This window comes from Spirillospora sp. NPDC029432, assembly GCF_040703975.1.
Lineage (GTDB): Bacteria > Actinomycetota > Actinomycetes > Streptosporangiales > Streptosporangiaceae > Spirillospora.
The window spans coordinates 110442-124442 of the sequence record NZ_JBEZWH010000010.1; the positions used below are offsets into that span (position 1 = coordinate 110442).

Annotated in this window: 13 protein-coding genes and 3 pseudogenes; 8 read left to right on the forward strand and 8 right to left on the reverse strand. The window is 68.6% G+C overall.

Features of this window, described 5'->3' with window-relative positions; translation table 11 throughout:
• Window positions 1–514: 514 nt before the first annotated feature.
• The 4 genes and pseudogenes from AB0881_RS10880 to AB0881_RS10895 all read left to right on the forward strand — a co-directional run.
• Window positions 515–728, forward strand: a pseudogene (locus AB0881_RS10880) (integrase core domain-containing protein); the annotation flags it as partial.
• Window positions 729–1143: 415 nt separating this feature from the next.
• Window positions 1144–1494, forward strand: a complete 351-nt coding sequence (locus AB0881_RS10885; protein WP_366616089.1) for a hypothetical protein — start codon at window positions 1144–1146, stop codon at window positions 1492–1494.
• A 56-nt stretch (window positions 1495–1550) separates the two neighbouring features.
• Window positions 1551–1997 (forward strand): hypothetical protein, encoded by a 447-nt coding sequence (locus AB0881_RS10890; RefSeq protein ID WP_366616090.1) that lies wholly within the window; start codon window positions 1551–1553, stop codon window positions 1995–1997.
• An 83-nt stretch (window positions 1998–2080) separates the two neighbouring features.
• Window positions 2081–3138: pseudogene (locus AB0881_RS10895) on the forward strand (IS630 family transposase); the annotation flags it as partial.
• A 116-nt stretch (window positions 3139–3254) separates the two neighbouring features.
• On the opposite strand, the gene AB0881_RS10900 reads toward AB0881_RS10895, so the two are convergent.
• Both AB0881_RS10900 and AB0881_RS10905 read right to left on the reverse strand, forming a co-directional pair.
• Window positions 3255–4208 carry an MBL fold metallo-hydrolase gene (locus AB0881_RS10900; protein ID WP_366616092.1) on the reverse strand — a complete coding sequence of 318 codons (954 nt, stop codon included), beginning with the start codon at window positions 4206–4208 and terminating at the stop codon, window positions 3255–3257.
• Window positions 4208–4876: a helix-turn-helix domain-containing protein gene (locus AB0881_RS10905; RefSeq protein WP_366616093.1), complete on the reverse strand. Its 669-nt coding sequence runs from the start codon at window positions 4874–4876 to the stop codon at window positions 4208–4210. The genes AB0881_RS10900 and AB0881_RS10905 overlap by 1 nt, the downstream gene beginning before the upstream one ends.
• A 75-nt stretch (window positions 4877–4951) precedes the next feature.
• On the opposite strand from AB0881_RS10905, the gene AB0881_RS10910 reads away from it, so the two are divergent.
• Both AB0881_RS10910 and AB0881_RS10915 read left to right on the forward strand, forming a co-directional pair.
• Window positions 4952–5350 (forward strand): RidA family protein, encoded by a 399-nt coding sequence (locus AB0881_RS10910; protein ID WP_366616094.1) that lies wholly within the window; start codon window positions 4952–4954, stop codon window positions 5348–5350.
• 1104 nt (window positions 5351–6454) lie between these two features.
• Window positions 6455–6900, forward strand: a pseudogene (locus tag AB0881_RS10915) (leucine zipper domain-containing protein); the annotation flags it as partial.
• Between the two features lie 122 nt (window positions 6901–7022).
• Here AB0881_RS10915 and AB0881_RS10920 read toward each other — a convergent pair.
• Both AB0881_RS10920 and AB0881_RS10925 read right to left on the reverse strand, forming a co-directional pair.
• Window positions 7023–7811, reverse strand: coding sequence for a DsbA family oxidoreductase (locus tag AB0881_RS10920; RefSeq protein ID WP_366616096.1), 789 nt, complete (start codon window positions 7809–7811; stop codon window positions 7023–7025).
• Between the two features lie 103 nt (window positions 7812–7914).
• Window positions 7915–8277, reverse strand: coding sequence for an antibiotic biosynthesis monooxygenase (locus AB0881_RS10925; RefSeq protein WP_366616097.1), 363 nt, complete (start codon window positions 8275–8277; stop codon window positions 7915–7917).
• 643 nt (window positions 8278–8920) lie between these two features.
• On the opposite strand from AB0881_RS10925, the gene AB0881_RS10930 reads away from it, so the two are divergent.
• Entirely contained in the window at window positions 8921–9286 is a 366-nt protein-coding gene (locus tag AB0881_RS10930) for a DUF1330 domain-containing protein (RefSeq protein ID WP_366616099.1), read from the forward strand.
• A gap of 449 nt (window positions 9287–9735) precedes the next feature.
• A complete protein-coding gene (locus tag AB0881_RS10935) occupies window positions 9736–10041 on the forward strand; it encodes a TetR/AcrR family transcriptional regulator C-terminal domain-containing protein (RefSeq protein WP_366616100.1) in 306 nt (101 codons plus the stop codon).
• 217 nt (window positions 10042–10258) lie between these two features.
• Here the strand turns inward: AB0881_RS10935 and AB0881_RS10940 are convergent, their stop codons facing one another.
• The 4 genes from AB0881_RS10940 to AB0881_RS10955 all read right to left on the reverse strand — a co-directional run bounded on the left by AB0881_RS10940 (window position 10259) and on the right by AB0881_RS10955 (window position 13967).
• On the reverse strand, window positions 10259–10846 hold the full coding sequence (locus AB0881_RS10940) for a TetR/AcrR family transcriptional regulator (protein WP_366616102.1): 588 nt from the start codon (window positions 10844–10846) through the stop codon (window positions 10259–10261).
• Window positions 10846–11271, reverse strand: a complete 426-nt coding sequence (locus AB0881_RS10945; RefSeq protein WP_366616103.1) for a VOC family protein — start codon at window positions 11269–11271, stop codon at window positions 10846–10848. Before AB0881_RS10945 ends, AB0881_RS10940 begins: the two co-directional genes overlap by 1 nt.
• Before the next feature lie 283 nt (window positions 11272–11554).
• Window positions 11555–12166 (reverse strand): recombinase family protein, encoded by a 612-nt coding sequence (locus AB0881_RS10950; protein ID WP_366616105.1) that lies wholly within the window; start codon window positions 12164–12166, stop codon window positions 11555–11557.
• Between the two features lie 382 nt (window positions 12167–12548).
• Window positions 12549–13967 (reverse strand): SLC13 family permease, encoded by a 1419-nt coding sequence (locus AB0881_RS10955; protein WP_366616106.1) that lies wholly within the window; start codon window positions 13965–13967, stop codon window positions 12549–12551.
• Window positions 13968–14001 lie beyond the last annotated feature (34 nt).

Consider the following 14001-nt stretch of genomic DNA (forward strand, 5'->3'; position numbering starts at 1 on the left):
GCGAGCCGCCGCGCGATCGGCAACCTGCTTGAGCGCCGTGTACGACACCGCAGATGCGGCAGCGATCAGCGGCGGGCCCGGCCCCGACTCGGCCGACGACGCCAGCGCGTCGGCGCGCGGATGGGAAAGCTAGACCCGCTGATCCCACTGGTGCGGGGCGGGTCCGCACTCACCAGATACCCAGGTGGTCCGTAGTTGCCCTGAGCCGACACGGCCTGCACGGCCCCGGCGCCCCGCCGCTGGCCCGCCGACATCGGCCACGCCCGCGATCAGGCCACCACCCTGTTCAACCAGGCCCCGCCCACCCGACACCGACCCCGAACACCGGCCGGCTTGGCGGACCCCTGCTCCCGCACATCACCGCACTGGCCGACCACGCCACCCCCTGACGCCGACACCACCGACCTTGCGCTCCTGCTCAACTGGACCGCGTCGTTCCTGCACGGCCAAAGTGGGGTCCTTCCTACCGGGGCGGCACGGTCAGTCCGTCGGCCCCTTCCCGGACGGCATCATTACGTCTTTCGCCTTCACCAGCCATCTGCTGCCGGCCGGGATCGACGCCTCCATAGGCACCGTCGGCGACGCGTTGGACAACGCGCTGATGGAATCGGCGATCGGCTTGTACAAGACCGAACTGATCAAGCCCCGCCGCCCCCGGCGGCACCTCACCGGGGTCCGAGTTGGCCACCGCCGAATGGGTGGACTGGTACAACACCACCCGCCTGCACGGAGAGATCGGCCACATCCCACCCGACGCACACGAAACCAACTACCACATCACTGCTGAAAAAGGCTTACTGGTGCTCGCCGTCGACGAGAAGAGCCAGATGCAGGCGATCGACCGCACCGCCCCGATCCGCCGATCATGCCCACCACCCCGGCCCGGACGACCCACGGTTGAGGAAACGCTGGGGAAACACTGGCCTGAGTAGATCTGGTGAACATGCGCGAAGCCAGAAAGTCCAGTACTACCCACCATCGCGTCCGCCGCCATCCCGACAGTTGGTCGGTCAACTGAAGCAATCAGTTCGAAAGGAATGGCGCATCGTGTACAGGTTCTTGCGAGCCATGGTTTCCACCTCCTTGTTGGCCGCCTCCGCCGTAGTCGTTACTGCCATGCCGGCCCATGCAGGACAGTATTTTATGAGCACCAATGACAGCGGCATGGCCGGAGGTGGAGTCGTATTTACCGCCGATGGCGACCATGTTCGCCTGTGTGACACCCAGGCGGACGACGCGTACGTGAGGCTCCAAGTCTTCAACGTGACCAAAGACCCCAACCAACTCGAATACACAATGAATGCGACCGCGGGCGAAGGTATATGCTTCGACGTCCAAGCGGACATGGGACAACCTTGGAACCTCGCCGAGAAGCACTGTTTCCACTTCCGGATCTGGCTGGTCAAGGACGGAGAGTACGTCGATGGCAGCGAGAACAACGAATGGTGGCGAAACTACAACAACGATGAGGCGAACTGCCGAGGGGTCAACTGAACGGCCAAATCGCTGTTCCGGCCACCTGAGGACACAAAGATTGGAGGATCTCCATCATGCGCGCAAGATCAGGAACTGTCGCATCGATCGCTCTGCTGGCAGGTGTCGCGGTACCGCTCATGGCCGCACCGGCACAAGCGGCAGAGTACCGCATGGACACACCGATTTTCGGAGGGTTTGTGGAGTTCGTCGCCAAAGGCGACAAGGTCAGGGTGTGTGACACCATCATGGATGACGCCTACGTGAGACTCCAGGTCTTCAACGTGACCAAAGACCCCAACCAACACGAATATACGATCAAATCGGCTCCTCAGGACTCGACCAACGAATGCTTCGCCGTCAACGCGAGCATGGGACAACCCTGGAACCTCGCCGAAAAACACTGCTTCCACCTTCGTATCTGGCTGGTCAAGGACGGAAAATACGTCGATGGCAGCGAGAACAACGAATGGTGGCGAAACTACAACAACGACGGCGCCAAGAACTGCTCGGGAGTGAACTGAGCTCGCCCCTCCAGTGCCCTGACCCATTAGTTCTTTGTTAGTCGGCAGGCTGGGGGGATGCCGAGCCCGAAGCTGGACCGGCGGTGTTGTCCGATGAGGAACGGTCGGTGCTGACCGGGTGGGTGCGCCGCCGTAAGACCTCGCAGGCGCTGGCGTTGCGGGCGCGGATCGTGCTGCTGTGCGCCGAGGGCGGCACGATCGCCCAGGTGGCCGGGCAGGCCGGGAACTCGCGCAACACGGTGTCGAAGTGGCGGTCGCGGTTCCTGGCCGATCGGCTGGAGCTTGAGCGACGAGCCGCGCCCGGGCCGGCCATGCGTGATCACCGATGAGCAGGTCGAGCGGGTCGTCACCGCCACACTCGAGGAGACGCCCGGTGCCGACACGCACTGGTCGACGCGGTCGATAGCCTCGGCGACCGGGATTTCGCAGTCTGCGGTATCGCGGATCTGGCGGGCGTTCGGCCTCAATCCCCACACCGTGCAGACCTGGAAACTGTCGACCGACCCCAGTTCATCGACAAGGTCCGCGACGTGGTCGGCCTCTACCTGAACCCGCCCGACAACGCACTGGTGCTCGCCGTCGACGAGAAGAGCCAGATGCAGGCGATCGACCGCACCGCACCGCACCGATCCTGCCGATCATGCCCACCACCCCAGCCCGGATGACCCACGACTACGTCCGGCACGGCACCACCAGCCTGTTCGCCGCGTTCGACCTGTCCTCCGGCTCGGTGATCGCCCAGCATTATCGGCGGCACCGCCATCAAGAGTTCCTGCGGTTCCTCAAGTTCATCGACGCCGCCGTCCCCAAGAACTGGACCTGCACCTGGTGCTGGACAACTACGCCACGCACAAGACCGAGGCCGTCAAGCGGTGGCTGATCCGCCACCCCCCGGTTCCAGCTGCACTTCACCCCGACCAGCTCATCCTGGCTCAACCTCGTGGCGCGCTGGTTCGCCGAGCTCACCAACCGCAAGCTGCGCCGCTCGGCCCACCGCAGCGTGGTCGAACTGGAACGCGACGTCCGCGGCTGGGTCAACGAGTGGAACACCGACCCCAAGCCGTTCGTGTGGACCAAGACCGCCGACGAGATCCTCGAAACCCTCGCCGCATACTGCCAACGAATTAACGGCTCAAGACACCAGAATGGATGGCGCCTCACCCAAACCCTCGCCGAGCACGACGACGGCCGGTGGAAGCTGCCTCCCAACACCTACCTTGCCCCAGCCGGATCCTCAGGAGTTCTTGGCCTACCCGCCTAGCAGGCCGGGCGGCCCTCTAGCCAGCGGTAAGTGATCAGAATGTTCATCCGGTGCAGCGAGCGCACCAGGGCCCGGTAGGGCTCCGGGGCGTCGGGGACCGGCTCGATGCCCCACGTCGGCAGTTCGTCGTACATCGCCTCGACGGGGACGCCCTCGCGCCGACCGCGGTCGACGGCGGCGGCCATGCTCTCCAGGTAGTGAATCCACGCCGAGACACCCGGCTCGGCCGGGCCGAGGAAGCCGTGCCCGGGAACGATGGTGTCCACGTCGAGCAGCGCCCGCATGGTGCGCAGGCTGCGGGCGTAGCCGACCGGGTCGCCGATCAGCGCCATCGGCGCGACCCCGTACGGCAGGACGAAGTTGCCGGTGAAGGCGATCTTGGCGTCGGGCACGTGGACGACGGTGTCCCCGGAGCCGTTGCCCGGGCCCAGGTGCCACAGGTGGACGACCCGGCCGCCCAGGTCGATCTCGCAGAACCGGTCGACGACCACGTCGGGCCTGCGCCAGGCCACCACCGTGTCCAGGGAGTCGTCGCCGTACATGCTCTCCGAGCGCAGGCGCTTCTCAGCGTCCAGGTCGGTCATGGCGGCCTTGTTGATCCGCGAGGAGAAGAGAGTGACGTCCCGGCCGAACGCGGTGTTCCCGAACGTGTGGTCGCCGTGGTAAGTGGTGTTGACCAGGTAGCGGACCGGCTTGCCGGTCAGGCCCGCCGCCACCTCCTGGATGTGCCGGCCGACGGCCGGGGTGATCCCGGCGTCCACGACCAGCGCCGCGTCCCGGCCGACGATCAGGCCGTTGTTGTCTTTGGGAACCTGGTTGGCCATCAGGGCGTACACGCCTCCGGCGAGCTCGCGCGGCTCGAGCCGCAGGCCCTGCGGGCTGAGGTTCGGGGCGATGAAGCCGGGCGGGCGGTCGCTCATCTCGTGCACCACGGGCAGGTGGTCGTACATCAGGAGTTCCCTTCGGACAGGATCGCGCTGAGGAAGAAGCGGACGTGCAGGTCGACGAGCCGCTGCGCGGCGGCCAGGTCGTCGGGGGTGGCGTCGGCGTGCAGGTGCAGCAGGCGGGGCACCTGGAGCGGCGCGAACAACTCCCACACCATCTGCCGGGGGTCCATGTCCGTGCGTACCAGCCCGGCCCGCTGCCATCGCGCGAACGGCTCCTGGAGCCGTTCGCGGGCGGTCTCGATCGCGGCGGCCAGGCCGCCCAGTCCCGCGTCACCGCTGCCGTCGCGCAGCAGGACGCTGCTGAACCGGCGGGCCCGGGGGGCGGACCAGCCCGCCATCACGCGCTCCACCAGTTCCGGCACCGCCCGCCGCGGCCCCGCCCGTACCAGGGCATCCACGTCCACGCGCAGGGCCTCGAACGAGGCCGGCCCCGCCTCGGCGAACAGGGCGTCGTAGATCGCCTGCTTGCTCGGGAAGTGGCCGTAGATCGCGCTGTCGCGCACGCCGACCCTGGCGGCGATCTGCCGCACCGTCGTCGCCGCGAACCCCTGCCGCGCGAACAGCTCCAGCGCCGCGTCCAGCAGCAGGTCACGGGTCGCGGGGCCCGTGCTCTTGGGGGGCCGTCCCGGCCCTCTGGGCCGGCCGGCTCGGGTAGTCGCAAGATCGTCCACGGCTCTATTGAATGAGCGCTCATTAAATTTGTCAACGCCGTGGGCGACCGTGGCGTCTTCGAAGGAACAACGCACATGCCGCTGTCCAGCTCCGACCCGTCCGCACTGCACGACCCGGCCGGTTTCGGTGACAGCCACGTCGCCCGGGTGACCTCGGGCGAGCTCGTCCTGATCGCCGGGCAGTACGCCTGCGACCACGAGGGCCAGGTGACCACCTCTGACTTCGCCGGGCAGGTCGACCAGGCCCCGGCCAACCTGGGGCACGCACTGGAGTCGGCGGGGCCCGGCTACTGGGACGTCGCCCAGCTGCCCACGTTCATCGTCGACCACGACGAGCAGAAGCTGGGGAACCTGGCCGACGCCCTCCGGCGGATCCGGGGCGACGAGCCGCCGCCCCAGAGGCTGCTCGGCGTCGCCGCGCTGGCGCTGCCCGGCATGCGCTTCGAGGTAGACGCCGTCGCCGTGCGCCCCTGACCGGGGTCCGGGGACTCTACTGACGGGTAGCTACGCTAAGGACGGATCCGCGGGCTCGGCTTGGGGCAGGGTGATCGAGGGGGCGGGATGCTCGGGCCGGGCAGCAGGGCGGCCAGGGCGGTCCGGATGGCGGCGCGGCTGACGCCGTGGGCGCGGGCGAGCGCGGCGATCGAGGCGCCTTGTTCAGTGTAGGCCGACCGCACCGCTTTCAACTGGGGGCCGGTGAGGGCGGGCGGGCGGCCACGGTAGCGGCCTTCGGCCTCGGCGGCGGCGATCCCTTCGACCGTGAGCTCGTTTTGGACGTCGGGGCTTGAGCAGCAACCGACCGGCCAACGGCGTTAGCACGCCGGGCTGCCCGGAGATACCGCCGTCCACCGTTCCGATGTGGGTTGTGACGATGGATGGTGGCGGCCGTGATCTCGATTGACTCGCTGGCCGGTTCCGCTCGCAGAAATGACCCATTTCCAGAACGCGGGCGGTCCCCTTCTCCACTGCCCGGTTCGTCCCGTCTGCCGGATTCTGGCGGTCGCCCGGGGTGGTCACCCGCAGCAGCTTGGCCAACCGCGCGACCTTCGTGAACCGGCCGGTGTGGTAGGTCCCGGCCACCGCGCCCGAACGGGACCGGCACGGCGATCCCGGTTCGACACCGCATCGCGGGCACGGGTGACGTTCGACCTCATCGGCGTCACGGGGACGGCCGGGCCGGTGGCGGACAAGGCGCCCGTAGCGGGCCTCGGAACTCGTGTCTTTGGAAACCGGCCGACGCTGCCCACCGCTCCCCCAGGCCGGAGGCGGTTGCGTGGGGACGTGTGCAGTGCCTCGGGGCGGGTGAGGCGCACCTGGACCGCGCCGTCGGGCAGGTCGGCCGCCAGGCGACCCACCACCGACCTGGTCTGGGTGCGGGCCGTCCGCCACATCCCCGTCGACGAGTGGGTCATCTGAGGTCCCCGTGAAGCCTCTGTTGCCGGGCTGACCGCGGCGGCTAGGTGTACTGACCACAGAGGTTGTGGACGTGGCGACATACTGTCGATGATGTTGGAATGAGGGAGGGCCTCCGGGTTCGGTGTGGATTGCGACATCTACGCCGATCGCCAGGAGGCCCTCATGCCCCACCGTAACGCCCCGCTGACCGAGACCGGGCGCCTGCGCCTGGCCCGCTGCGTGGTCGAGGACGGCTGGCCGCTGCGCCGGGCGGCCGAACGCTTCCAGGTCTCACCCACCACCGCCCAGCGCTGGGCCGCCCGCTACCGCACCCACGGGCAGGCCGGCATGGCCGACCGCTCCAGCCGCCGCACCACAGCCCCCGGCGCACCCCCACCCGCACCGAACGCCGCATCATCAAGATCCGGGCGCTGCGCCGGTGCGGCCCGGCCCGCATCGCCGACCAGCTCGGCCTCAACCCTGCCACCGTTCACCGCGTCCTGACCCGCTACGGGCTGGCCCGCCTACGCCACCTGGACCGCGCCACCGGCCGCCCGGTCCGCCGCTACGAGCACTCCCGCCCCGGCGACCTGGTCCACGTCGACATCAAGAAACTCGGCAACATCCCCCCACAATCCGTGACCGTATGGGCGCTCCAGGCAACTACCTGTCGGTAATGCCGAACCGTGACCATCTGACCACTCTCGGACACAAAGCCCTGCATCGACCTGCGACTCAGTCCTTAGCGTAGCTACCCGTCAGCAGAGTCCCCGGCCCCCCTCTCCGCCGAACCGCGCCGGTTGTCCGCTGGCGGCGGGCCGTCATGGCCTTCGGCCTGCGCACCCCCGCTGCCTCCCCCGGAACCGGCCCACAAGTTCGCCACCACAACCGGTTGAGCAGCAAGGAGAGACCGATGGCCGACCAGGGGGTCTTGCTCCAGCAGCCGCTGCAGATCCACGACGGGCTGGACCCCGGAGACCGGCGGGCGGCCGTCGATCACCAGGCTGGGCACGCTGGTGACGCCGTGCTCGGCCGCGCGGTGTCGGTCGGCGCGTACCTGTTCGGCGTAGTCGTCGCCGTCCAGGACGGCGCGTACCTCATCGCCGTCCAGTTCGGCCTCACTGCCCAGGCGCTGCAGGACCTGCGCATCGGCCACGTTGCGACCCTCGGTGTGATGCCCGTGCAACAGCAGTTCCATCATCTGATCGGCTCGGCCGCGTTCGGCGGCCAGCTTGACCAGCCGGTGTGCATCGAAAGTGTTCACCGGGCGAGCCAGATGCAGGTTCAGCTCCAAGCCCTCCGCCGCGCCCAGCGACCGGATCCGGGCGATGCGGGCAGGCGCCTGCTCGCCCCACCAGCCGGCCATGGCCTCGGCGGCGGTCGGGCCGGGGATCCGGCCTTCCTCCGGAGCGAGTTCGTAGCCGCGCCAGAGGATCTCGACGTGGCCGCGGCCGGTGTGCTGGGCCAACGCGGCCGACAGGCGTCTCTTACCGATGTAGCACCAGGGGCACAGCACATCGGCGTACATCTCGAGTCTCATGAACACCCCTGATTAGTTGGTCGTGGCCGGTGTTGACGTGTTCGCCTCGTCCGGCGGCGTGGTGGATGGTGGTGTACGGCCGCCCGCCACCGGGGTTCGGCGATCAGTCATCCAGGCGCCGGGGACCGGGACCGATCTCCCGAACCACGGTGTAAGTGGGCGCTCCGGTCATACGCGGTTCGGCCTTGCCGGACAGGGCCTCCAGCGCTTCGCCGATGGCCGCCATCCGGCCGTCTGTGTCGGAGGCCTCCACGAAATGGCGGTAGTCCGCCTCGCTCGCCCAGTGCACGATGTTGTACACGCGGGTCCCGTCGGTGCTCACATGGAAACGGGCGGAGCGGTAGCCGGGATAGAAGCGCACCCACCGCTCCTGGATCTCCGCGAAGGCCTGCACGAGCTCACGCTGCGTGTCAAAGCCATCAACGGTGTAGTCAATGATCGAATAGAAACCGGAGTCCGTGCTCACGGACACACTCCTCAAGGTCGGATGCGGGACGACCCCGCTCGCGTCATCCTGCAATCCCAACCGCGGTTGAGGTCAAACACGCCCCTCCGGTGGAAGCGTGACCGACCCCGCGAGACTGGCAGGAGCGGCCTTGGCCGCACTCACCCAAACCGACCCCGCCTACCAGCCCGGCTACGAAACGCCGACACCTCGGCCACCGGCGCCATCTGCCTGAACTCCAGGTGCCGCGCCTACTACGGCCAGGGCCCCGAGTCCGCACCGGAGTCGCACATCACCGCGGACGCACCGCCCTTCTCCCTGGCACATGGCGACCAAGGACACGCTCGTGCCCGTAACGGATGCCCGCCACTTCACCGACCGGCTGCGCCTTGCAAGACAACAAGGGCCGCGGAACCGCTTGGAAGCGGGCGGAGTGTTGCTGGCCTGTTCCCGGTCTGATCCTGGCCGGTAATCGATCAGAATTGGCCGTTGTCCGTGCCCGTGTCCAGCGGTCGAAGCGGCCGTGCACCCTGCGTTGGCCGTGAGCACAACCGGTGCGTGCCAGAGCGGTGAAAGACCACACCGTTCTCCTCGCCGACCTTTCTCCCAGACCGGTTACAGTTGCACCGCCACCATGGCGAACAGCGGGGAGAGGGGTGGCTGGATGGCGGTCGATCCGAGTGGAGACGGACTGAAGCGACTCCTGGAAGAGGACCCCGGGGGGCCGGTCGTGATGCTCAACCTGCTGCGTTTCCGTGAGGGCGGGCAGGCAAGCTATGCCCGTTACTCTGAGGCGCTCAGTACGACGATCCTCGAACGCTACGGCGCCGAGGTGCTGTATTACGGCAAGGGCTCGACCGCTCTGGTCGCCGAAGACGGCCAGGCGTGGGACGCCGTCCTGCTCGTGCGTTACCCGTCCCGTACGGTGTTCTCCGAGATGGTCGCCGATCCGGATTTCCAGGCGGTCGCGCACTACCGGACTGAGGCTCTCAGCGAAGCGGTGCTCCAAGCCACCATTTCCCGAGGCTAGGGGTACACGTCGTTTGCGGCTGCTGAAGCAGGCACCCCATGGCCATGCTTGCCCGGCCCACCACGTGCTGACCGGCGGCTCGTCTCCCGGTCCACCACTCGGGAAACGCCCCCTTTCCATGGCCTGGTCCGCCGCTCGGTGTCTCGAGCCGGGTGCACCGGTGACGTCAAGAAGTGACGTCGACGGGGCACTCTTTGCGCTCGCCCAGGTCCGCCCGCAGCTCGACGAATGCCTGGAGTTCGGTGTTGTCGAACCATCTGCTACGGCGCAGCACCTTGGTCCTGAATGCCGCCCTCGGCGGCTTGCAGCCACTGGCAAGCGATCCTGGACGCGGCGTTCGCGGTGTTCGCGCGGTACGGACACCACGCGCAGGCTGGTGTGGACGTGATCGCGGCAGAGGCGCGCGTGGCGAAGGCGACCGTCTCTACTGCGACGAGCGTTCGCGGGCGATGCGGCGGCTGCCAGCGGCCGAGGCCGGGCGGTTTCCCGACCTCCCCGACATCGTCCAGGGCCAGGTCGCCGACCGGATCGCGCCGGCCCTCGCCAACCGGCTGGCGCGGCTGTCGCCGGCCGGCCGGCTACGCAGCCCCGATCCGCTCTTGGCCGCCGAGCAGTTCCTCGCGCTCCTCCCCGCCCGGCGGAGACCCGGTCACGGCTGGGGACGCGGGACCTCCGGACGAGGAACCGCGGGAGGTGGTGAAAGCGGCGCACGGACGTTCCTCGCCGCCTTCACCGAGGTCAGGCGTGCTTCCTGAGGATCTCGAAAAGCGCCGCGATGGTGTGGTCGCGGTGGCCCTCGGCCACGGCCCGTCAGAGGTGGCCGTGCAGGGGCGCCAGGGAGGAGCCGTCGGTCGTCGGCGGCGCCCTGGAGGAAGGCGATGAGGGCCGGGAGCAGCGTGCCGCCGACGGGCGACTCGTACAGGACCTGCGCACCCGCCTTCGCGGCGGCGACGGTCCCGCCGCCCGTCGTGATCAAGGAGCCGGGTGGCCGCCCGGCGTCCGGAGATCGGCCAGGACGCCGTCGACGCACTGCTCGGCGAGGGCACGGGTCAGCGGCAGGTGGCCGAACAAGGCGCGGTAGTAGAGCGGGGCGGCCAGGGCGTCGAGGACGAAGTCCATGTCGAAGTCTGCGCGTATCTCGCCGCGGCGGGCGGCCGAGCGCAGGGTCGCGGCGGTGGTGGCGCGACGGGGATGGAACACCTGGTCCCTGAACCGCTCCGCCAGTTCGGGGTCTGCCGCCAGGTCCGCGACCAGGGCGGGTAGGACGTGGCCGAGCGCCGTGCCGACCAGCGCATCGACGATCGTGGTGATGCCCGCCACCAGGTCGGCCCGCAGGTCACCGGTATCAGGGGTCGGGTGCAGGCCGAGCCCGTCGGCCACGGCGTCCACCACCAGGTGGCGTTTGGACGGCCACCGCCGGTAGACGGCGGGACGGTGCACCCCCGCGCGCTGCGCGACGGCACCCATCGACAGCGCGGGGTAGCTCACCTCGCCCAGCAGTTCGACGGTGGCGTCCAGGACCGCCCGGTCGATGCGCTCATCCCGGGTGCGCCCGGCCATCAGAACACCGGCCTGGGCACCAGGACCACGCGCCAGCCATCGGGGTCAGCGAAGGTGAGGGCGCCGTTATCGGTCCAGTACGGGTTCTCGGCCGGTACAGGTTCGTGTCCGGCCGCGGCGAGCCGTTCGACCGCGTCGTACATGTGCACCTCGCCGGTGAAGTAGAGCACCAGCAGGTTGTCGTCGGTGGGGGCGGCGCAGGGGCTCCCGTCCGTGTGCGAGGTGAATTCGAGGTGGTAGTCCGTGCCGGGCAGGCCGAGCATCACGCCGTCGTATCCAGCGTGGCCGTTGAACCGGTAGAGCTCGCGCAGGCCAAGGTGGTCGCGGTAAAAGGCGACCACTTCGTCCAGCTTGTCGGTGGGCCGCGCGACGCGCACCTGGGCGACGGCGAGGCCGTCCGGCCATGCTCCCGTGTCGATCGTCATGGAAATACGGTACATGACGTACCGGTACATGGTGAACCGAAATATGGCAGTACTCGACTCCCATCTCATCGCGCCACAGGCGCATATAGCGTCGTCCCCGGCGCCGGGTGGGGGATCGAGCCGGTCAGGCGGGTTGGTCGGGCGGCAGCGCGGCTCACTCCGTGCGTACGAGCAAGCTCCGCGATCGGAGCGTCCTGGTCGGTGAACGCCGACCGCACCTCCTGGGGGACGGCCGGAATACGCCAGAAAGGGATCACGGACCAGTGTTGTAGCTGGTTGATCGTTAGCGTGCCTCGGTCGGCGGGCCGTGGATGATGCGGTGGATGGTGGAGCGGCCGACGCTGTACTCGGTCGCCAGGTCGGCCAGCGACACCTCGCCCTCGGCGTAGCGGCGGCGGATGGACCGCCGCGCCGACTCGGGGAGTTTGGGCTGCTTGCCTTTGAGCTTGCCGTTCTTCTTGGCCAGCGCCATGCCCTCGCGGGTGCGCAGGTGGCCCAGGTTCGCCTCGAACTCGGCGACCATCGCCAGGGTCTGCAGGAACAGCCGGCCGAACGGGTCGTTCCAGTCGTAGACCGACCCGCCGAGCCCGAACAGCACCTCCCGCTCGGACAGGTCGGTGAGGATCTGGTTGGCCTCGGCCATGTTGCGCGCGAACCGGTCGAACTTGGTCACGGTGAACACGCTGGCCGGCCACACCGCGGCGAGGGCCTGGTCCAGGCCGCCGCGGTTGCGGCGGGTGGTCCCGGAGAAGCCCCGGTCGATGTAGATCCGATCTTGTGGGACGCCGAGCGCGAGCAGCTGCTCGGTCTGGACGACGACGTCCTGCTCGTCGGTGGAGCAGCGGGCGTAGCCGACCCGGACGGCGCCGGGAGCCGGGACATTCGCGGCGTTCACCCTCAAGTGTTCCGGATAGGGCCCCGTCACCGGGACAGTTCGCGGAACACTCTTACGGAACACCTCGACCTGGGGCGCCGTCCCAGCCGGCGGGTGTTCCGGTGGGGGATCCTCTTACGGAACAGCCCCACCCCACCCCAGTCAAGATCGTTCTCAGTGCCAACGGCTGTCCGCAGCACCGAGGCCGGTACCGGCGCGCGGGAGCACATCGCCGAGGCGGTCGACCTGCTGACGGCCGCCCACGAGGCCTACGCCGACATTGTCGACCCGACGGCCGGCCGACGATCCCGACGCCCCCGTGCCCACTCCGCCCCGGCCCTTACGTCTATCTCGCCACGGGATGAGACGGGGCGAGGTGGGCCGGCGGCCGCCACTGCATTGCCTACGCGAAGATGCCGGCCACCAGCACCATGCCGAGTGCGACGAACGAGAGGATCGACTGTGCCACGGTGTAGACCTGGAATGCTCCGCGTGTGGTCAGTCCGAGCAGGGTCTTGAACATCCAGAAGGTGTTGTCGCTGACATTGCCGCCGAAGCTGGCTCCCGCTGCTGCGGCCAAGGCGATGAGTACCGCTGGTGTGCCCAGGTCGGCCATGGCCGGGGCGATCAGGGCCGCGGCGGTGATGGCGGCTACGGACCCGGAGCCCTGCGCGAGTCGGAGCAGTGCGCCGACCGCCCAGGTCAGCAGCAGCGGGAAGGACGCGTTGGCGGAGAACAGTCCTTCGACGATGTCGGCGACGCCGATTTCCACGAGGACTTGACCGAGCGAGCCGGCCACGCCTGTGAAGAGCAGGATGACGCCGCTGGCGCTCGCGCCGTGGGCGATGACTTCTTCCACTCCGGCGCGGCCGAGGGTCGGCAGTGCCAGGACGATCGCCAGGATGAGCCCGATCAGCAGGGCGACGACGGGGTTGCCGAGGAAGACGACGAGCCCGGTGCTCGTCCCGACCGCTTCGGTGATCGTGTTGACCACGATCAGGATCACCGGGACCAGTACCGGCAGCAGCATGAGGGCCAGCGGCTTTTGCGACGTGGTCGCCGTGGCGGTCGTGCCGGTTCCTGTGCTCAGGGACGGACCGTTGCCGCCGGTGGCGCCGGGGCGGTCGTCATGGTGGCCGGACGCACCGACGATTTCGCCGCTGTCTTCGTCGTAGTCGGCCAGCGGGTCCACGTCTTTATCGGGGTTCCAGGTTCGTCCCATGAGCATGGTGTGCAGGACGATGCTGATCACGATCGCGACGGCGCCGAACGGGATGCCCCAGAGCAGCATGGTTCCCAGCGCGATGTCGAGCGATCCGGCGACGGCCAGGGCCGCCGCCCCGGGAAGCACCATCAGCAAGGCCACTTCGAGGCCGATGGCGAGGGCGCCGGCAAGGGGGGCGACGCTTCGACCGGTGCGCACGGCGATGGACCGGGCGATAGGCGCAAGCATCACGAGTGCGACGTCGAAGTAGATCGATGGGAAGACGATGCCGGATGCCAGCCCGAGGGCGTGTGGCGATCGCTTTGCGCCGACGAGCCGCAGGAGTAGATGAACGACGCGTTGCAGGGTTCCTGTCGCCGAAAGCAGTGAGCCGATCAGTACGCCGAAGCCGATGATCAGCCCCACCTCGGCCATGAGCGCGCCGAAGCCCTCAGTGATCGCGGCGGGTGTGTCCTTGAAGCCGAGGCCGGAGGCCAGGCCGAGGTAGAGCGCCCCGACCACCAGGGCGATCACCGGATTGATTCGCGCCCAGACGACCATCGCCACGATTCCCGCGATCGTGATCCCCGTGTGGATGAGGACTGGCCAGTTCTCCATCGCGTTCTCCCACAGCTAACGCCCGAGCGGCGGG

What these genes read in the sequence shown, in the direction of transcription:
- AB0881_RS10910 (WP_366616094.1), top strand. Translation starts at nt 4,952, where the DNA reads ATGCCGCTGTCCAGCTCCGACCCGTCCGCACTGCACGACCCGGCCGGT.
- AB0881_RS10920 (WP_366616096.1), bottom strand. Translation starts at nt 7,811, where the DNA reads ATGAGACTCGAGATGTACGCCGATGTGCTGTGCCCCTGGTGCTACATC.
- AB0881_RS10890 (WP_366616090.1), top strand. Translation starts at nt 1,551, where the DNA reads ATGCGCGCAAGATCAGGAACTGTCGCATCGATCGCTCTGCTGGCAGGT.
- AB0881_RS10900 (WP_366616092.1), bottom strand. Translation starts at nt 4,208, where the DNA reads ATGTACGACCACCTGCCCGTGGTGCACGAGATGAGCGACCGCCCGCCC.
- AB0881_RS10955 (WP_366616106.1), bottom strand. Translation starts at nt 13,967, where the DNA reads ATGGAGAACTGGCCAGTCCTCATCCACACGGGGATCACGATCGCGGGA.
- AB0881_RS10885 (WP_366616089.1), top strand. Translation starts at nt 1,144, where the DNA reads ATGAGCACCAATGACAGCGGCATGGCCGGAGGTGGAGTCGTATTTACC.
- AB0881_RS10945 (WP_366616103.1), bottom strand. Translation starts at nt 11,271, where the DNA reads ATGACGATCGACACGGGAGCATGGCCGGACGGCCTCGCCGTCGCCCAG.
- AB0881_RS10935 (WP_366616100.1), top strand. Translation starts at nt 9,736, where the DNA reads ATGCGGCGGCTGCCAGCGGCCGAGGCCGGGCGGTTTCCCGACCTCCCC.
- AB0881_RS10930 (WP_366616099.1), top strand. Translation starts at nt 8,921, where the DNA reads ATGGCGGTCGATCCGAGTGGAGACGGACTGAAGCGACTCCTGGAAGAG.
- AB0881_RS10940 (WP_366616102.1), bottom strand. Translation starts at nt 10,846, where the DNA reads ATGGCCGGGCGCACCCGGGATGAGCGCATCGACCGGGCGGTCCTGGAC.